Source organism: Pseudomonas petroselini, assembly GCF_045037875.1.
In the GTDB taxonomy this organism is placed as follows: Bacteria; Pseudomonadota; Gammaproteobacteria; order Pseudomonadales; family Pseudomonadaceae; genus Aquipseudomonas; species Aquipseudomonas petroselini.
The window spans coordinates 5,238,136-5,255,911 of sequence record NZ_CP173614.1 but is presented as its reverse complement, the minus strand read 5'-3'; the positions used below and the strand labels follow the sequence as shown (position 1 = coordinate 5,255,911).

Annotated in this window: 14 protein-coding genes and 4 tRNA genes; 11 read left to right on the top strand and 7 right to left on the bottom strand. The window is 60.2% G+C overall.

Features of this window, described 5'->3' with window-relative positions; all coding sequences use genetic code 11:
* The first annotated feature begins 28 nt into the window (after positions 1 to 28).
* Complete coding sequence (locus ACI512_RS24120) at positions 29 to 1,516, top strand: NCS1 family nucleobase:cation symporter-1 (protein ID WP_231808801.1); 1,488 nt, start codon at positions 29 to 31, stop codon at positions 1,514 to 1,516.
* A gap of 78 nt (positions 1,517 to 1,594) precedes the next feature.
* Positions 1,595 to 2,878, top strand: coding sequence for a Zn-dependent hydrolase (locus ACI512_RS24115; protein WP_236379512.1), 1,284 nt, complete (start codon positions 1,595 to 1,597; stop codon positions 2,876 to 2,878).
* Positions 2,879 to 2,999: 121 nt separating this feature from the next.
* Here ACI512_RS24115 and ACI512_RS24110 read toward each other — a convergent pair whose 3' ends face one another.
* From ACI512_RS24110 to ACI512_RS24095, 4 genes are all read right to left on the bottom strand, one after another.
* Positions 3,000 to 3,458: an REP-associated tyrosine transposase gene (locus ACI512_RS24110; RefSeq protein ID WP_231808803.1), complete on the bottom strand. Its 459-nt coding sequence runs from the start codon at positions 3,456 to 3,458 to the stop codon at positions 3,000 to 3,002.
* A 228-nt stretch (positions 3,459 to 3,686) separates the two neighbouring features.
* Entirely contained in the window at positions 3,687 to 5,105 is a 1,419-nt protein-coding gene (locus ACI512_RS24105) for an efflux transporter outer membrane subunit (RefSeq protein WP_236379513.1), read from the bottom strand.
* Positions 5,089 to 6,258 carry an efflux RND transporter periplasmic adaptor subunit gene (locus ACI512_RS24100; RefSeq protein WP_236379514.1) on the bottom strand — a complete coding sequence of 390 codons (1,170 nt, stop codon included), beginning with the start codon at positions 6,256 to 6,258 and terminating at the stop codon, positions 5,089 to 5,091. Before ACI512_RS24100 ends, ACI512_RS24105 begins: the two co-directional genes overlap by 17 nt.
* Positions 6,248 to 9,469 (bottom strand): efflux RND transporter permease subunit, encoded by a 3,222-nt coding sequence (locus tag ACI512_RS24095; protein ID WP_236379515.1) that lies wholly within the window; start codon positions 9,467 to 9,469, stop codon positions 6,248 to 6,250. Before ACI512_RS24095 ends, ACI512_RS24100 begins: the two co-directional genes overlap by 11 nt.
* A gap of 196 nt (positions 9,470 to 9,665) precedes the next feature.
* Between ACI512_RS24095 and ACI512_RS24090 the strand changes: the two genes are divergently transcribed.
* On the top strand, positions 9,666 to 10,076 hold the full coding sequence (locus ACI512_RS24090) for a hypothetical protein (protein ID WP_064055314.1): 411 nt from the start codon (positions 9,666 to 9,668) through the stop codon (positions 10,074 to 10,076).
* On the opposite strand, the gene ACI512_RS24085 is transcribed toward ACI512_RS24090, so the two are convergent.
* Positions 10,073 to 10,234 (bottom strand): hypothetical protein, encoded by a 162-nt coding sequence (locus ACI512_RS24085; RefSeq protein ID WP_236379516.1) that lies wholly within the window; start codon positions 10,232 to 10,234, stop codon positions 10,073 to 10,075. The two genes, ACI512_RS24090 and ACI512_RS24085, sit on opposite strands and share 4 nt — an antisense overlap.
* A gap of 210 nt (positions 10,235 to 10,444) precedes the next feature.
* Between ACI512_RS24085 and ACI512_RS24080 the strand changes: the two genes are divergently transcribed.
* The gene (locus tag ACI512_RS24080) at positions 10,445 to 11,107 is read left to right on the top strand and encodes a C39 family peptidase (protein ID WP_015884727.1); all 663 of its coding nucleotides are present in this window, start codon (positions 10,445 to 10,447) and stop codon (positions 11,105 to 11,107) included.
* A gap of 64 nt (positions 11,108 to 11,171) precedes the next feature.
* Here ACI512_RS24080 and pbpG read toward each other — a convergent pair whose 3' ends face one another.
* Both pbpG and folD read right to left on the bottom strand, forming a co-directional pair.
* Entirely contained in the window at positions 11,172 to 12,095 is a 924-nt protein-coding gene (pbpG, locus tag ACI512_RS24075) for a D-alanyl-D-alanine endopeptidase (RefSeq protein ID WP_046035572.1), read from the bottom strand.
* A gap of 207 nt (positions 12,096 to 12,302) precedes the next feature.
* Positions 12,303 to 13,157 (bottom strand): bifunctional methylenetetrahydrofolate dehydrogenase/methenyltetrahydrofolate cyclohydrolase FolD, encoded by an 855-nt coding sequence (folD, locus tag ACI512_RS24070; RefSeq protein ID WP_015884725.1) that lies wholly within the window; start codon positions 13,155 to 13,157, stop codon positions 12,303 to 12,305.
* 279 nt (positions 13,158 to 13,436) lie between these two features.
* Here folD and ACI512_RS24065 point away from each other — a divergent pair.
* From ACI512_RS24065 to clpX, 7 genes are all read left to right on the top strand, one after another.
* Positions 13,437 to 13,513 (top strand) — tRNA-Arg (locus tag ACI512_RS24065).
* A gap of 32 nt (positions 13,514 to 13,545) precedes the next feature.
* Positions 13,546 to 13,621, top strand: a tRNA-His gene (locus tag ACI512_RS24060).
* Between the two features lie 57 nt (positions 13,622 to 13,678).
* Positions 13,679 to 13,763: transfer RNA gene (locus ACI512_RS24055), tRNA-Leu, on the top strand.
* 77 nt (positions 13,764 to 13,840) lie between these two features.
* Positions 13,841 to 13,916: transfer RNA gene (locus tag ACI512_RS24050), tRNA-His, on the top strand.
* A 399-nt stretch (positions 13,917 to 14,315) separates the two neighbouring features.
* The gene (gene tig / locus ACI512_RS24045) at positions 14,316 to 15,626 is read left to right on the top strand and encodes a trigger factor (RefSeq protein WP_015884724.1); all 1,311 of its coding nucleotides are present in this window, start codon (positions 14,316 to 14,318) and stop codon (positions 15,624 to 15,626) included.
* Between the two features lie 91 nt (positions 15,627 to 15,717).
* Positions 15,718 to 16,353 (top strand): ATP-dependent Clp endopeptidase proteolytic subunit ClpP, encoded by a 636-nt coding sequence (gene clpP, locus ACI512_RS24040; protein WP_015884723.1) that lies wholly within the window; start codon positions 15,718 to 15,720, stop codon positions 16,351 to 16,353.
* 112 nt (positions 16,354 to 16,465) lie between these two features.
* Positions 16,466 to 17,749, top strand: coding sequence for an ATP-dependent Clp protease ATP-binding subunit ClpX (clpX, locus tag ACI512_RS24035; RefSeq protein ID WP_003238279.1), 1,284 nt, complete (start codon positions 16,466 to 16,468; stop codon positions 17,747 to 17,749).
* The last annotated feature ends 27 nt before the right edge of the window (positions 17,750 to 17,776 follow it).

Below are 17,776 nucleotides of genomic sequence, written 5' to 3'. Positions count from 1 at the left end.
AATAATTCGAAAAAACCGTGGAGCGGCCATGCAACAGAACAGATCGCAAGTCATTGAACGCAACGGCCTGTACGAACTCGACGCCGGCCCCGACGTCCTCGACAGCCCGCGCTACAACCACGACATGGCACCGACCAAGGTGCATGAACGCACTTGGAACAAGTGGCACATCACCGCGCTGTGGGTCGGCATGTCGATCTGCGTGCCCACGTATACTTTGGGCGGGGTGCTCACCGCGTATTTCGGCTTGTCGGTGGGCGAGGCGCTGATGGCGATTTTGCTGGCCAACATCGTGGTGCTGATCCCGCTGACCCTCAACGCCTTCCCCGGCACCAAGTACGGCATACCGTTCCCGGTGTTGTTGCGCTCATCGTTCGGCATCCTAGGTTCCAACGTGCCGTGCCTGATCCGGGCGCTGGTGGCGTGCGGGTGGTTTGGTATCCAGACGATGTTTGGCGGGCTGGCGATTCATCTGTTCCTGGGCTCGATTTTCGACGGCTGGAAGGCCCTCGGCGGCACGGGTGAAGTGATTGGCTTCATGATTTTCTGGTGCCTGAATTTGTGGGTGGTGCTGCGCGGCGCCGAATCGATCAAGCGCCTTGAAACGTTGTCGGCGCCGTTGCTGGTGGCGGTGGGGATCGGCCTGTTGGTGTGGGCAATGCCTAACGTGTCGATCAGCGAATTGATGGCGATCCCGCCCAAGCGTCCCGAGGGCGCGAGCCTCACCGGTTACTTCATGGCCGGCCTCACCGCGATGGTGGGTTTCTGGGCCACCTTGTCGCTGAATATTCCCGACTTCAGCCGCTACGCAAAAAGCCAGAAGGACCAGATTCTCGGGCAGATTTTCGGCCTGCCGCTGACCATGTTCCTGTTCGCCGCCCTCGGCGTGATCATGACCGCCGCCTCGGTGAAATTGGTGGGCGTCAGCGTGTCCGATCCCGTCACCCTGATCGGGCATATCCAGAGCCCGGTGTGGGTGGCGGTAGCGATGGCGTTGATCATCGTCGCTACCCTGTCCACCAACACGGCGGCGAACATCGTGTCGCCGACCAACGACTTCCAGAACATCGCGCCCAAGCTGATCAACCGCACCACCGCCGTGATCCTGACCGGGTTGGTGGGGTTGGCGTTGATGGGCCATGAACTGCTGAAAAAGCTTGGCCTGATCGTTTCCGATGTGAGCCTGGAAACCGTGTATTCCAACTGGTTGCTCGGCTATTCAAGCCTGTTGGGGCCGATTGCCGGGATCATGGTGGTGGACTACTTCATCACCCGCAAACAACAACTGGACCTGGCCGGGCTGTACCGCGATGACGTGTACCCGGCGTGGAACTGGAGTGGCTTTATCGCGTTTGGCGTGCCGGTGGTGCTGACCTTGCTGTCGTTGGGCAGCGATGCGTTCAGCTGGTTCTACAGCTACGGCTGGTTTACCGGTTCGGCGCTGGGCGGCTTGCTGTATTACGGCTTGAATGCCAAGCGTGGTATCCGCCCGGTCACTGCTAAGTCACCGCTGTAACGGAAGTGGAATGCAATCCAAATGTGGGAGGGGGTTCCACCTGTTCCACTTATAAAAAATCAGCCTGAGGAGATCCCCATGAACGCTGCCCTCGACGTTCTGCAATCGACCCATCAGCACATCAACCGCGACCGCTTGTGGCAGTCGCTGATGGACTTGGCCAAGCTCGGCGCCACCCCCAAGGGCGGCGTGTGTCGGCTGGCCCTCACCGATCTGGACCGCAAGGCCCGCGACCTGTTTGTGCAGTGGTGCGAGGCGGCGGGTTGTACCGTGACGGTCGACGGCATTGGCAATATCTTCGCCCGTCGCCCTGGGCGCAATCCCAACCTGCCACCGGTGATGACCGGCAGCCATATCGACACCCAGCCCACCGGTGGCAAGTTCGACGGTTGCTTCGGTGTGCTGGCGGGCGTGGAAGTGCTGCGTACCCTCAACGACCTCAAGATCGAAACCGAGGCGCCGCTGGAAGTGGTGGTGTGGACCAACGAGGAAGGCTCGCGTTTCCCGCCGTGCATGATGGGCTCCGGCGTGTTCGCCGAGAAATTCACCCTGGCCGAGACCTTGGCCAAGACCGATGCCGATGGTGTGACGGTGGGTGACGCACTTGATGCGATTGGTTATGCCGGCTCGCGTGCTGTGAGTGGGCACAAGGTCGGCGCTTATTTCGAAGCGCATATCGAACAAGGGCCGATTCTGGAGGACGAGAAAAAAACCATCGGCGTGGTGCTCGGCGCGTTGGGGCAGAAGTGGTTCGACCTCAAGCTGCGCGGCGTCGAAGCGCATGCGGGGCCGACGCCGATGCATTTGCGCAAGGACGCCTTGGTCGGCGCGGCGGCAGTGGTGGCGGCGGTGAATGCCGCAGCGCTGGGTCATCAACCCCATGCGTGTGGGACGGTGGGTTGCCTGCAGGCCTATCCGGGATCGCGCAACGTTATCCCCGGTGAAGTACGCATGACCTTGGACTTCCGCCACCTGGAACCGGCGCGGCTGGACTCGATGATTGCCCAGGTGCGCAAGGTGATCGATGAAACCTGTGCCAAGCATGGCTTGAGTTTTGAGATGGAGCCCACGGCGGATTTCCCACCGCTGTATTTCGACAAAGGCTGCGTCGACGCCGTGCGCGATGCGGCGAATGGGCTGGGCCTGTCGAACATGGACATCGTCAGCGGGGCAGGGCACGACGCGATCTTCGTCGCAGAGCTGGGCCCGGCGGGGATGATCTTCGTGCCATGTGAAGGCGGCATCAGCCATAACGAAATCGAGAATGCCGCACCGGATGACTTGGCGGCGGGGTGTGCGGTGTTGCTGAGGGCAATGGTGGCTGCATCGGCGGCAATCGCCAGCGGTAAACTTGCTGCCTGAAACGCGGTAAACAATGTGGGAGGGGGCTTGCTCCCGATGGCAGTGTATCAGTCAGCTAATCTGTAGCTGATACACCCACATCGGGAGCAAGCCCCCTCCCACATTTGAACTGTGCTTGGCGTTATATCCAGATGGCATCCCACAACGGATAGTCACCGATTCGCTCCACCAACCCTGCTCGCAATGGGTTGGCCACCACATACCTGGCCATGTTCACCAGATCATCCTCTTTGCGCAGTGCCCGGTCATGGAAACTTTCCTGCCAGAGCCGCCCTTTGCGGCCAGATGCACCGTTAACGCTCCGCGTGCTTTTGGACTTCACCTGGCACATCAGGTCCGCCAGCGAGCCTTTGCGTAGTTCGACAAGCCAATGAAAGTGGTCCGGCATGACGACCCAAGCAAGAGAGTTCGCAAGCCCCTGGTACTGAGCCAGCCGAAACTGCCAGACAACCAGGCGACCGAGGTGGAAGTCGCTGAATATCGGTAGGCGTTCGTGAGTGTTTGTGGTGATGAGGTAGATGCGGTTGGGTTCGCTGAAGCGTCCGATGCGCAGGCGGTGTGACGCGGGTAACTCTGCCATTCCCTGGCCCTCTCAAGATGCGTCTAGAGAGGCTAGATTGGAGGGCCGGAGGGTGAGGGGCGGACTTTTGGCAGGATGTGTCTGGAAGGGCGCCATCGGGAGCAAGCCCCCTCCCAGCTTGGCTCTGCGGTGTTCATACATTGTGTGTCTGGCACAGGAGCAGTGTGGGAGGGGGCTTGCCCCCGATAGCTGCCGTTCAGTTGACAGTTATGTGACTGACCCACCCTATCAAGCACCAGGCTGCCAGCCACCGCCGAGGGCGGTGACCAATCCCACGCTCGCCTGCAACTGCCGTGTCTGCACCGCCTGCAACGTGCGCTGCGCCTGCAACGCCGCCGTCTGCGCCGTCACCACGTCCAGGTAACTCACGGCCCCGGCCTGGTAGCTGTTCATCGCCAGCGATTGGGTGTGCTGCGCCGCATCCGCTGCCGCTTGTTCATCCTGCGCCTCAAGCTGCAAATCCCGCAGTTGCGCCAGGTTGTCTTCCACCTCGCGCACGGCCTTCAGTACCTGGCTGCGGTAGTGCGCCGAGGCTTCTTCAAACTCGGCCTTGGCCTGGCGTTCATTGGCGTTCAAGCGCCCGCCATCGAAGATCGGCAGGTTCACCAGCGGCCCCAACGCCCAGTAGCGATTACCGGCGGACAGCAAGTTGCCAACGCCCTGGGTTTGCCCGCCAATCAGCCCGGTCAGGCTGAAATCCGGGTACCACGCTGCCTTGGCCACGCCGATATTGGCGTTGGCGGCGAACACCCGGCGCTCTGCCGCCGCGATGTCGGGGCGGCGTTGCAGCAGGTGGCTCGGCAATTGTGAGGGAATGCCCGGTAGCGCGATCAGTTGCTGGCTCGGCGGCAGGGTGAAGTCACTGGCCGCCACACCCACCAACTCGCCTATCGCATGCTCGGTCAGGTTGCGTTGCCCGCGCACTTCATCCCGTTGCGCCTTGGCCTCGGCGAGCTGGTTTTGCGCACGGGTCAGGTCCAACTCCGAAGCAATCTGGCCCTCATACCGACTGCGGGTCAGTTGCAGTGCCTGGCTGAAGTCATCCAGCGAACGGTCGAGAATCCGCGCCTGCGCGTCCAGCCCATTGAGCTGCACATACAAGGTTGCCAACTGATGCTGCAAGCTCAGGCGCGCCACCGCCAAATCGTCACCCGAGGCTTGCGCCTGGGCATCGCCGGCCGCGACTTGGTTACGGATTTTTCCCCACAGGTCCAGGTCGTAACTCAGCGAGAAGCCTGCCGTATTGCTGTTGTACACCGACGGCTGCGTGGTTCCCCGCAGTGGCCTTGAATCCGATTGCCGCTGGCGCAGCGGCTGCGCGCTGGCGGTGATCTGCGGGAACAGCCCGGCATGCAGTTGGCTGGCATACGCCTGGGACGCATCGAAGTGCGCCAGCGCCGCCGCCAGGTCCGGGTTGGCCCGGAGCAGTTGCTGTTGCAGGTCATTCAGGCGCGCGTCGTGGTAGAGCGTCCACCATTCGGGGGCTATTTGGTCGGACGGTTGCGCGCTGTGCCAAGGGCCGTCGCTGGTCTGTTCGCGGTAATGCGCGGGCAGGTCAAGCGACGGCACCTTATAGGCGGGCGCCATCGAGCAGCCCTGCAACGCCAGCAGCATCAATGCTGCCAGAGGTTTAAGCCTTGGGCGCATGCGCACCTCCCGAGGCATCGGCCAACTGCACCGGGTCGCCTTCGCGCAGGGCATCGGGCGGGTTGTCGACGATACGGTCGGCGGGTTTCAAACCTTGGTCGATGACCAGGCGTTCGCCCAGGTCGAGGCCGATGTGGATGTCTTGCAGGTGCACATGATTCTGCGCATCCAGCACCGCCACTTGGGTGCCTTGGGCACGGAAGATCAACGCGCTGGCCGGGATGCTCACGCCATGGGTGTCGGCTGGAATCGGCAAGGTGGCTTCGGCGTAATCGCCAGGCAGCAACTCGCCATTGGGGTTGTCGGCGACGAACTGCGCGAGCAACGTGCCGGAGCGGCGGTCGATGGCGGTGGAGTCGCCGATCAGGCGCGCCTTGAAATGCTCGCCGGGATGCTCGGGTACGGTCAGTTCGGCTTCAAGCCCTGGGTGGATGACGGCCGCGTAGTTCTGCGGCACCGGCACATACAGGCGCAATTGATGCGTGTCGGCGATGTTGAACAGTTCCGGGTCGCTGTCGGTATCGGCCTTGATCAGCTGGCCGATATCGGTGTTGCGCGCGGTGATGGTGCCGGCGAAGGGCGCACGGAGGGTCTTGTAGCTTTCCAGGGCCGACAAGCGCGCATAGTCGGCAGCGGCGGCTTCAGCATTGGCTTTGGCTGCCGCCGCGTTGGAGGTTTTTTCATCGGCTTCTTGGCGCGACACCGAATGACTGGCCAGCAGGTTTTGCCAGCGGGTCGCCGTGGTGGCGGCCAGGCGTGCATTCGCCTGCTCCTGGATCAAGCGCGCATGGGTCTGCGCCAACTGTTGGTCGAGGTCGGGGCTGTCGATTTCGGCAAGGATCTGCCCAGCCTTGACCTGGCTGCCGATATCCACTTTCCAGTCCTTCAAATAGCCACTGACCCGGGCATGAATCGGTGCCTTGCTCCAGGCTTCAAGGTGCGCAGGCAGGCGCAGGGTATCGCCGGCGACGTTCTGCTTGGGCTGCAACACCATCACCTGCGGGATGGCGGCGGTTTCGGTCCAGGCCGTGACCGATTGTTCGTGCAGCGTGCGGGCATGCAGGCCGTTGGCGACCAACAGGGCGGCCAGGGTCAGGCCGCCGACACCCATGAGCATCAGACGCTTGCGCGAGGGTTTGTGATCAGACGACATGTGGGGTTTCTCCTGCAACTGCGCGAGTAGGCTGACGACCGTGGACCAGGCTGAAGACCACGGGAACAAACAACAAAGTGGCGAGGGTGGCGAAGATCAAGCCGCCGATGACGGCGCGCCCGAGCGGGGCGTTCTGCTCCTCGGAAATCGCCAGCGGCAGCATGCCGATGATCATCGCCAGGGCGGTCATGCACACCGGACGGAAGCGTGTGTAACCGGCCTCCATGGCGGCTTTCAACGCATCGCCATGTTCGGCCAGGCGCTCACGGCAGAAGCTCACCACCAGGATCGAGTTGGCCGTGGCGACGCCCATGCACAAGATGGCGCCGGTGAGTGCCGGTACCGACAATGAGGTGCCGCTGAGGAACAGCATCCACACAATCCCGGCGAGCGCCGCCGGCAAGGCCGTAATGATCACAAACGGGTCGGACCACGACTGGAAATTGACCACGATCAGCAGGTAGATCAGCACTGCGGCGCCGAGCAGGCCAAGGCTCAAGCCGCTGAAGGCTTCATGCAGTGCGTCGATCTGCCCATGCAGGCTGATTACCGCACCTTTGGGCCGCAGGGCGGCGGTGTCATCCAGCACTTTTTGCACATCACGGGCCACGCCGCCGAGGTCGCGGCCTTGCACGTTGGCGTACAGGTCCAAGGTCGGTTCGATGTTGTAGTGGGTCACCACCGCCGGGCTTTGCACGCGGGAGATGGTCGCCACGCCGCCGAGGATCTGCGACTGGCCGTCGGCGCCAGTCACCGGCAAGGCCTCCAGAGAGGGCAGGCTGTCGAGGCGGTATTGCGGGGTGGCGGCGACGATGGAATAGGACACGCCGTTGGCCGGGTTGAGCCAGAAGGTCGGCGCCACCTGGGAGCTGCCGGCGAGCGAGGCGACCATGCTGTTGGTCACGTCACGCTCGGTGATGCCCAGGCCGTTGGCACGCATACGGTCGACGTTCACCTGCAGCGACGGATAGCCGGTGGACTGCTGGATGCGCAGGTCGGCGATGCCCGGTACGTGCTGCAACCGGCGCTCAAGCTCCACGGCGTAGGCGCGGTTTTCTTCATCGCTGCGCCCGGAGATTTTCACGTCCAGCGGGGCCGGGGCACCGAAGTTGAGGATCTGGCTGCTGATGTCCGCCGGCAGGAAGGCGAAGTGGCTGCCAGGGAAACTGTGCGGCAGCGCTTCACGCAGTTTTTTCACGTAGTCGGCGGTCGGTGCGTGGTCCTTTTTCAGGCTGACTTGGATGTCGCCATCCTGCGGGCCGATGGTGCCACTGCTGCTGTAGGCCATGTCGATGCCGCTGAGCGGGATGCCGATGTTATCGACGATGGTGTCCAGCTCTTCGGCAGGGATGATTTCGCGGATCCGCGCTTCAATGCGGTCGAAGGCGGCGGCGCTTTCTTCTATGCGCGTGCCCAGCGGCAGGCGCACATGCAACGCCAGGGCGCCTGCGTCGGTGGCCGGGAAGAAGTCCTGGCCCAGGCTCGGAAGGAGCAGGAATGACGCCAGCACGCAGCCCAGGAAACCGACGATAAAGCGCTTGCGATTGCCCAGGGCCAAGGTCAGCAGGCCGTGATAGGTGTCGCGGATGTTCGAGAAGTGGCGCTCGAAACCCTGCTGGAAATTCAACACCGATTGCAGCACGGCATTGCGCTGCTGGGTGTGCTGCTCGCCCTCGTGGTGGTTGATGAATTCGTCTTCCGGGTGATGCCCCGCACCTGGCTCCGGGGTGTGCGGCTTGAGCAGGAACATCGCCAGGGTCGGCACCAACGTACGCGAGAGAATGAACGAACTGGCCATGGCAAAGATCACCGCCAGCGCCATCGGCCGGAACAGGTAACCGGCGATGCCTTGCAGCAAAAACATCGGCACGAACACGATGCAGATGCACAGCAGCGAGACGAACGCCGGGCCGACAATTTGCGCGGCACCGTCGAGGATTGCAGTCTTCACCGGCTTGCCTTGTTCCAGGTGCCAGTTGATGTTTTCGATGGTCACCGTGGCGTCGTCCACCAGGATCCCCACCGCCAACGCCAGCCCGCCGAGGGTCATCACGTTGAGGGTTTGCCCGCTGACCGCCAGCAGTGCGATGGCCGATAGCACGGCCAGCGGAATCGAGGCGGCAATAATGATCGTGGAGCGCCAGCTGCCGAGGAACAGCAGGATCATCGCACTCGTCAGCAGTGCGGCGATGATGCCTTCCTGGGCCACGCTGCCGACCGATTGTTTGACGAACACCGAGGCGTCGCCCAGCAATGAGGTCTTCAGTGACGGTGGCAGGGTTTCGTTGATGCGCGGCAGCATCTGGCGGATGCCGTCGATGATCGACAGGGTCGAGATGCTGCCGTTTTTAAGTGCCGGCATCAGCACTGCACGGTGGCCGTCGACGCGCACGATGTTGGTCTGCGGCGGCGAGCCGTCACGCACGTGGGCGACCTGGCCGATGGTGATCAGCGCGCCGTCGACGGTCTTGATCGGCAGGTCGTTGAGTTCATCGATGGCCTTGGGGCTGTTGTTCAGCAGGATCGTGTATTCGTTGGGGCCGAGCTTGGCGGTGCCCACCGGGATGATCTGGTTCTGCAGCGCCAGGGCGTTGCCCACATCCTGGGCCGACAGGCCTTTGGCGGCGAGTGCCTGCGGGTCAAGGTCGAGGGTGATCTGGCGTTGCTTGCCGCCCATGGGCGTGGGCATGGCCAGGCCGGGCAGGGCGCTCAAGGGCAGGCGGATGTTGTTCTGCACCAGGTCGCGGATCCTGGCTTCCGACAGGCTGGGGCTGGAGAACGCCATCTGCAGGATCGGCACCGTGGAGGCGCTGTAGTTGAGGATCAGCGGCGGTGTGATACCCGGCGGCATCTGCTTGAGTACAGTTTGTGACACCGCCGTCACTTGGGCGTTGGCGGTGCGGATATCCACGCCGGGCTGGAAGAAGATCTTGACGATGCCCATGCCGGGCAGCGATTGCGATTCGATGTGTTCGATGTCGTTGACGGTGGTGCTCAGGGAGCGTTCGTAGGTGTAGATCACACGACCGGCCATGGCGTCCGGCGACAGGCCGTTGTACTGCCAGACCACGGCGACCACGGGGATGCCGATATCGGGGAAAACGTCAGTGGGCGTACGCAGGGCCGCCATCGGCCCGATGATGCAGATGAATATGGCCAACACGATAAACGTGTACGGCTTTTGCAGTGCGGTCTTTACCAGCCCGAGCATGCGTGAACCTCCGGAGGAGCAGGATTGCAAACCCCGGCAGTCTCACGCGACCCACCTAACACGCACCTTTCAGCCGGGTGAAGGAACATTTAGGTAAGGGCTGAAAATCGTTTCATAGGCATTCATTTGTTCTAGACAGGTCAGCCGCCCAAGCTTGTAACCCATCGGACACATTGTCCTGCTTTGGAGCCCTGCCATGTCACTCAAACCCCTGTTATTGATTCCCGCCCTCGGTGCTGCGCTGTTGTTGTCGGCGTGCGCCGGGCCAATGCCCAAAGCCGACCCGAGTGAAGCCTGGATCGGCTTGAAGGAAGAAGCGCCGAACGACCTGATGGCTGAACGCGTGGACGGCAAGCGTGTGGATGACGGCCGCTTTTTTGAGGTCTCGCCGGGGGACCATCGCCTGGATGTGACGCTGTTCGAGGAGGAGGCGGGTGACGACAACCAGCAGGACTGCCAGGGACGCGTCGAATACAAGCATTTCAAGGCGGGTGAGCATTACACCCTGGTGGAGTCCAGCCTGGGCACCACCGTGCGCGCAGCCTTGATGGATGGTCACGGCAAGGAGGTCGCAGCGACTCAGGACTTCAATTGCATGCCTGGCTAGGCGTGGTGCACCGCCGCCTTATGAGGCTCGGCGGGCGCAGCGGGTTTTACGTGGGGGTGATGGTGCCGGCGGGTGATGCGCAACACCCCCCACAACATGGCGGCGGCTACCGACAGCCAACCGCAGATCAACAGGAAAATCGTCGTTGCAAGGCTCATTCGGGCCTCCTCTCGCCCCGTACGGGGCACACACAGTCTTCTCAATGGACAGTCTAGCTACCCGGCGGTTGCCTGCTATTGACCAATGGTCGTGTCCGTCCAACGTGTTTGCTCTATCCGCGCCCTTTACTAAGCCTGCGGGCTATACCCGCGTGGCCGGGCGTCCTATGATCAGGGCCCTCACCGGCAGTTGATCAAGAGAGTAGAAAATTGCGGTTACGGTCGAACCTTAAAACATCCTTTCTATTGGCCTGCGCCCTGGGGCTTGTGGCCTGTTCCGCAACCCCGTCGAAACTGGCGGGCCTGCCGGAGCGTGTCGAACTCAATGGCGTGCCGACGTTTCGCAGCGAGGCTTATCAGAGCGGTCCTACAGCATTAGCCAGCATGCTGTCGCAACAAGGCATTGTCATGACACCGGGGTTGCTGGATAAGCCACTGCATCTACCGGGCGGCGAAGCGGACCTTGAGCGCAACATGCAGGTGTTGGCGCGCGAGTACGGGCTGATGGTGTACCCGTTGGATGCCAAGCTGACGGCGGTGCTGGCGCAAGTGGCGGCGGGGTATCCGGTGATGGCGCGGATCGGCGGCGGGCTGTGGTCCGACGCGCACTACGTGGTTGTGGTGGGGTTCAATCAACAGAAAAGCACGGTGTTGCTGCGTTCGGGCATGGACCGGCGGCTGTTGATGAGCTTCAGCGACTTTGAGTCGAAGTGGAAAAGCGCCGGGAGTTGGGCAATCCTCACCCAGCGTCCGAGCCAATTGCCGGCGAATGTGGACGCCCAGCGCTGGCGGGATGCGGCCAACGCCACGGCCCAGGCCGGGCAGGAGCGGGCTGCGGCGCAGGCGCTTAAAGTGCTGGCGGAACACCGATAAAAAATGTGGGAGGGGGCAAGCCCTCTCCCACACGGGTATTGCACATTGGATCGGGCGTTGTTGCTTAGCGACGCACTTCTGCCGCGTTCGGACGGTTCTTCAGGTTCTTGTCGGCCTTGTAGCGCAACGCCACATCCGGCACCGAGCCGCTCTTGCCGGTCTCTACCCAATTACGAATGCGGCTGGCATCGGCAAAGTGGGTGAATTTGCCAAAGGCATCCAGGATTACCAGCGACACCGGGCGGTTGCCCATGCTCGTCACCAGCACCAGGCAATGACCGGCCTGGTTGGTGAAGCCGGTCTTGGTCAGCTTGATGTCCCAGTTGGCGCGGTTGATCAGGTGGTCGGTGTTGGAGAAGCCCAAGGTGTAGTTGGGCTTGCGGAACGACACGGTCTTTTCCTTGGTGGTGCTCAGTTGGCTGAGCAACGGATAGTGTCGCGCGGCGGCCAGCAGTTTGCTCAGGTCGCGGGCGGTGGAGACGTTGTGGATGGACAGACCGGTGGGTTCGACATAGTGCGTGCTGGTCATGCCCAAGGCCTTGGCCTTGGCGTTCATCGCGGCGATGAACGCGGCGTAACCGCCCGGATAGTGGTGGGCCAGGCTCGCCGCGGCGCGGTTTTCCGAAGACATCAGGGCGATCAGCAACATTTCCTTGCGGGGCATCTGGCTGCCGATCTTCACGCGGGAGAACACGCCTTTCATCTCTGGCGTGTCGGTGATGTTGATGTCGATGTACTCGTCCATGTTCTGCTTGGCTTCCAGCACGATCAGGCCGGTCATCAATTTGCTCACCGAGGCGATGGGCACCACCACGTCAGGGTTGCTGGAATAGATCACCTTGTTGGTCTGCAGGTCGACCAGCATGGCGCTGCCGGACGCAATTTGCAGTTTGGAGGTGTCACGCGGCGCCTGGGTGGTTTCGGCGGCGTGCGCGAAGTTGCCTGTGAAAGCGAAAAACAGGCTGATGATAGAGAGACGAATTTTCACGCGGATGAACTCGCTAAAAAGTAAGGAAATACCGTTCAGGAACGGTTTTTTGATAAATGCCGTTACATTTTAGGAGTATGGACGAGAGACTGTCGAATGTTCTTCTAAAACCAGACGAAAGTACTTAAAAACTAAGAAAAAACAGGGTTTATCACGGGCAATAAAAAGCCCTGCGATAAGGCAGGGCTTTTTCAGTACGCCTGGTTATTAATCGTGCAGGGTTTCTGCGGCGTACAGGGTGTTTTCCAGCAGGCAGGCACGGGTCATCGGGCCGACCCCGCCGGGTACTGGGGTAATCCAGCCGGCACGGGGCAGGGCGGTCTCGTACACCACGTCGCCGACGAGCTTGCCGTCTTCCTGGCGGTTGATGCCCACGTCGATGACGATGGCGCCTTCCTTGATCCACTCACCCTTGACCAGCCCCGGCTTGCCGGCCGCGACGACCACCAAGTCGGCGCGGCCGACGTGGCCGGCGAGGTCCTTGGTGAAGCGGTGGGTGACGGTCACGGTGCAGCCGGCCAGCAGTAACTCCATGGCCATCGGGCGACCCACGATGTTGGACGCGCCGACAACCACGGCGTCGAGGCCGTACAGGTCGACGCCGGTGCTTTCCAGCAGGGTCATGATGCCTTTCGGGGTGCACGGGCGCAGCAGCGGAATACGCTGGGCCAGGCGGCCGACATTATAAGGGTGGAAACCGTCGACATCTTTGTCCGGGCGAATGCGCTCCAGCAATTTGGAGGCGTCCAGATGGTCGGGCAGCGGCAACTGGAGCAGGATGCCATCCATCTTCGGGTCTTCGTTGAGGCCATCGATCAGGTCCGTAAGGGCCTGTTGGGTGGTCTCGGAAGGCAAGTCGTAGGCCTTGGAAATAAAGCCGACCTCTTCACAGTCTTTACGCTTGTGCGAGACATAAACCTGAGAGGCAGGATCGCTGCCGACCAGGATCACCGCGAGGCCGGGCGTGCGCAGGCCTTGCTGGCTACGCTCGGTGACGCGTTTGGCGATCTGCTGGCGCAGGCTGGCGGCGATTGATTTGCCGTCGATAAGTTGTGCAGTCATTACGCGTGATTAACCATCGAGAGGGGGAAGAAAAGTGCGCGCATTCTCGCATGCCAGGACGTGAGGGCAAAGGCGCTTGGTCTGCAAATTGCCCTAACTCCTTAAATAAAATCAGTTTTTTTCAAAAAAGATTTGACGGGTTTCGGGGGCATCTATACTATTCGTCGCACTTGTCGGGCACAGCCTAGCACTGGTTAAGAAGGTCGGGCGGAATAGATGATTGTTCTGCAAGGCTGGAAGCACTTAGTTTGTAATCCTCCAAGAGTACAGATTAATAAGGCGCCCGTAGCTCAGCTGGATAGAGCATCCGCCTTCTAAGCGGATGGTCGCAGGTTCGAGTCCTGCCGGGTGCGCCATTAGGCAGCTTTGGCACAAGTAGCGTTAGATGGTGGGCGTAGCTCAGTTGGTAGAGCACGGGATTGTGACTCCCGTTGTCGAGGGTTCGATCCCCTTCGTCCACCCCATATTTTGAAAAGGCGCCAGATTAATCGTCTGGCGCCTTTGCTTTAAGAGCTTCAAGCGCGGATGTGGTGGAATTGGTAGACACACTGGATTTAGGTTCCAGCGCCGCGAGGCGTAAGAGTTCGAGTCTCTTCATCCGCACCAATTAAAGCTTGGCCCCGTTAAAAGACAGGGTAAAGCTCGACAAAGAAGTAGTTTGGTTTCTTTGTTAACGCAATATGGTGGGCGTAGCTCAGTTGGTAGAGCACGGGATTGTGACTCCCGTTGTCGAGGGTTCGATCCCCTTCGTCCACCCCATATTCGAAAGGCGCCAGATTTAACAGTCTGGCGCCTTTTTTGGTTTTAGCGGTTCGAATATTCCGCGGCTGCAGGTACTGGGTCGCAATGGCAGGGCGTTTCGTCGTATTTATGTATCTCGATGATGCCGCACTGCCTGTCAGCCCTGTGTGAGGGTTGGCCGTCGGGGTGATGGATGACGACTTCTTCTATATATAGAAGGGGCGGCGCAGAGCCCTGGCGTGATGGGCTGTATTTGTCACCGGGGCGAGGTGCATCAGTGCCTTCGTACCGATAAATTGCCGGCTGTTTTCGGGCGTATTTCCAGTAGGGTGACTTCTTGAGTTTGACCCACTAGAATGCATGCCCTTGATTGGGGTCGGAAATGGCCGGCTAACGTCTGTGCAACGAGGAATATCCATGCAAGTTTCTGTTGAAAATACTACTGCTCTCGAGCGTCGCCTGAGCATCACCGTGCCGGCTGAGCGTATCGAGACTGCGGTCAACAAGCGTCTGCAGCAGACTGCCCAAAAGGCCAAGATCGCTGGTTTCCGTCCAGGCAAAGTGCCAATGAGCGAAATCAAGCGCCGTTTTGGTGCCGATGCGCGCCAGGAAGCTGTCGGTGACGTGATCCAGGCTTCCTTCTACGAAGCGGTCGTTGAGCAAAAGCTGAATCCGGCGGGTTCGCCGTCGATCGAGCCTAAGTCCCTGGAAGCGGGCAAGGACCTGGAATACGTTGCCGTATTCGAAGTGTTCCCTGAATTTGAAGTGGCCGGTTTCGACGGTATCGCCATCGAGCGCCTGAGCGCCGAAGTGGCTGATTCGGACCTGGACAACATGCTGGAAATCCTGCGCAAGCAGAACACTCGTTTCGAAGTGGCCGAGCGTGCTGCCCAGAACGAAGACCAGCTGAACATCGATTTCGTTGGCAAGGTTGACGGCGAAGCGTTCGCCGGCGGCTCCGCCAAGGGCACTCAGCTGGTGCTGGGTTCCAACCGCATGATCCCTGGTTTCGAAGACGGCCTGGTTGGCGCCAAAGCCGGCGAAGAGCGCGTACTGAACCTGGAATTCCCTGCTGACTACCAGAACCTGGACCTGGCTGGCAAAGCCGCCGAGTTCACCGTGACCGTCAACAGTGTTTCCGAGCCTAAGCTGCCAGAGCTGAACGAAGAGTTCTTCGCTCAATTCGGTATCAAGGAAACCGGTATCGAAGGCTTCCGCACCGAAGTTCGCAAGAACATGGAGCGCGAGCTGCGTCAGGCCATCAAGTCCAAGGTCAAGAACCAGGTCATGGACGGTCTGCTGGCCGCCAACCCGATCGAAGTGCCTAAGGCCCTGCTGTCCAACGAAGTGGATCGCCTGCGCGTACAAGCTGTTCAGCAGTTTGGTGGCAACATCAAGCCTGACCAACTGCCGGCCGAGCTGTTCGAAGAGCAAGCCAAGCGCCGCGTTGTGCTGGGCCTGATCGTGGCTGAAGTGGTCAAGCAGTTCGACCTCAAGCCTGACGAAGACCGCGTTCGCGAAATGATCCAGGAAATGGCTTCGGCCTACCAGGAACCTGAGCAGGTCGTGGCTTGGTACTACAAGAACGATCAGCAGCTGAACGAAGTGCGTTCGGTTGTGCTGGAAGAACAAGTTGTGGATACTGTTCTGCAGAAGGCTAAGGTGACCGATAAAGCGGTCTCTTACGAAGAAGCAGTCAAACCGGCGGAAGCAGCACAAGCCGACTGATTGTCCAACTCGTTGGAAATTCAACCATAAGCCAGCCTCGCGCTGGCTTATGCGTTTTCAAGACATGACTATTTGGGAGTAACTGCAGAGCATGTTCCGTAATTCCTATATTCAGCAGAACTCTGATATCCAGGCCGCTGGCGGCCTGGTCCCGATGGTTGTCGAGCAGTCCGCTCGTGGCGAACGCGCCTACGACATCTACTCGCGCCTGCTCAAGGAGCGAGTGATCTTTCTGGTGGGCCCGGTAGAGGACTACATGGCCAACCTGATCTGTGCGCAGCTGCTGTTCCTTGAAGCGGAAAACCCGGACAAGGACATCCATCTCTACATCAACTCCCCAGGCGGTTCGGTGACAGCAGGCATGTCGATCTACGACACCATGCAGTTCATCAAGCCGAATGTATCGACCACCTGTATCGGTCAGGCCTGCAGCATGGGCGCATTCCTGTTGACCGCAGGTGCTGAAGGCAAGCGTTTCTGCCTGCCTAACTCGCGCGTGATGATTCACCAGCCATTGGGCGGTTTCCAGGGCCAGGCGTCGGACATCGAAATCCACGCCAAGGAAATCCTGTTTATCCGTGAGCGTCTCAACACGCTGATGGCCAAGCACAGCGGGCACACCCTGGAAGAAATCGAGCGCGACACCAACCGCGACAACTTCATGAGTGCCGAGGCAGCGCGTGATTACGGGCTGATCGACGCAGTGATCGACAAGCGCCCCGCTTAATATAAGCCGCTCAAAATAGGGCTGGTCGGCATGTCCGACCACTGGCGGGCTTGAAAAAGCCCGCATAAGCCTTCATCTTGTGTTGCAAGCCTATCGGATTTGGATCGAACGAATGACTGACACCCGCAACGGCGAGGACAACGGCAAGCTGCTCTATTGCTCCTTCTGTGGCAAAAGCCAGCATGAAGTACGCAAATTGATTGCCGGCCCCTCGGTCTTTATCTGCGACGAGTGCGTCGACCTGTGCAATGACATCATCCGTGAGGAGGTGCAGGAAGCCCAGGCCGAAAGCAGCGCGCATAAATTGCCTTCGCCTAAAGAAATCAGCGGCATCCTTGATCAATACGTGATTGGTCAAGAGCGTGCAAAGAAGGTTTTGGCCGTAGCGGTGTACAACCACTACAAGCGCTTGAACCAGCGTGACAAGAAAGGCGACGAAGTTGAACTCGGCAAGAGCAACATCTTGCTGATCGGTCCTACAGGCTCGGGTAAGACCTTGCTTGCAGAAACCCTCGCTCGTCTCTTGAACGTTCCGTTCACTATCGCCGACGCCACCACCCTCACCGAGGCTGGCTACGTGGGTGAGGACGTCGAGAACATCATTCAGAAGCTGCTGCAGAAGTGCGACTACGACGTAGAGAAAGCCCAGATGGGTATTGTCTACATCGACGAAATCGACAAGATCTCGCGCAAGTCGGACAACCCGTCGATCACCCGGGACGTTTCCGGTGAAGGCGTGCAGCAAGCCCTGTTGAAACTGATCGAAGGCACGGTTGCTTCCGTACCGCCACAAGGCGGCCGCAAGCACCCGCAGCAGGAATTCCTTCAGGTTGATACGCGCAACATCCTGTTCATCTGTGGCGGTGCGTTCTCCGGTCTGGAAAAAGTTATCCAGCAACGCTCCACCCGTGGTGGCATTGGTTTCAGTGCGGAAGTGCGCAGCAAGGAAGAAGGCAAGAAGGTGGGTGAGTCCCTGCGTGAAGTCGAGCCTGACGATCTGGTCAAGTTCGGTCTGATCCCGGAATTCGTTGGCCGTCTGCCGGTCCTGGCCACGTTGGACGAATTGGATGAGGCTGCTCTGATTCAGATCCTCACCGAGCCGAAAAACGCCCTGACCAAGCAATACGCCAAGTTGTTCGAGATGGAAGGTGTGGACCTCGAGTTCCGTACCGACGCGCTCAAATCGGTGGCCAAGCGGGCACTGGAGCGCAAGACCGGTGCACGTGGTCTGCGTTCGATTCTTGAAGGCGTACTGCTCGACACCATGTACGAAATCCCCTCGCAGTCCGAGGTGAGTAAAGTGGTGATCGACGAAAGCGTTATAGAAGGTAAGTCCAAGCCACTGTATATCTACGAAAACAGTGAGCCGACTGCCAAGGCTGCGCCAGACGCGTAAGCGTTTCGCAGTGTCGGTATAAACAAG

Coding starts and splice junctions, on each gene's coding strand:
- ACI512_RS24120 (WP_231808801.1), top strand. CDS start 29: ATGCAACAGAACAGATCGCAAGTCATTGAACGCAACGGCCTGTACGAA.
- ACI512_RS24115 (WP_236379512.1), top strand. CDS start 1,595: ATGAACGCTGCCCTCGACGTTCTGCAATCGACCCATCAGCACATCAAC.
- ACI512_RS24110 (WP_231808803.1), bottom strand. CDS start 3,458: ATGGCAGAGTTACCCGCGTCACACCGCCTGCGCATCGGACGCTTCAGC.
- ACI512_RS24105 (WP_236379513.1), bottom strand. CDS start 5,105: ATGCGCCCAAGGCTTAAACCTCTGGCAGCATTGATGCTGCTGGCGTTG.
- ACI512_RS24100 (WP_236379514.1), bottom strand. CDS start 6,258: ATGTCGTCTGATCACAAACCCTCGCGCAAGCGTCTGATGCTCATGGGT.
- ACI512_RS24095 (WP_236379515.1), bottom strand. CDS start 9,469: ATGCTCGGGCTGGTAAAGACCGCACTGCAAAAGCCGTACACGTTTATC.
- ACI512_RS24090 (WP_064055314.1), top strand. CDS start 9,666: ATGTCACTCAAACCCCTGTTATTGATTCCCGCCCTCGGTGCTGCGCTG.
- ACI512_RS24085 (WP_236379516.1), bottom strand. CDS start 10,234: ATGAGCCTTGCAACGACGATTTTCCTGTTGATCTGCGGTTGGCTGTCG.
- folD (WP_015884725.1), bottom strand. CDS start 13,157: ATGACTGCACAACTTATCGACGGCAAATCAATCGCCGCCAGCCTGCGC.
- tig (WP_015884724.1), top strand. CDS start 14,316: ATGCAAGTTTCTGTTGAAAATACTACTGCTCTCGAGCGTCGCCTGAGC.
- clpP (WP_015884723.1), top strand. CDS start 15,718: ATGTTCCGTAATTCCTATATTCAGCAGAACTCTGATATCCAGGCCGCT.
- clpX (WP_003238279.1), top strand. CDS start 16,466: ATGACTGACACCCGCAACGGCGAGGACAACGGCAAGCTGCTCTATTGC.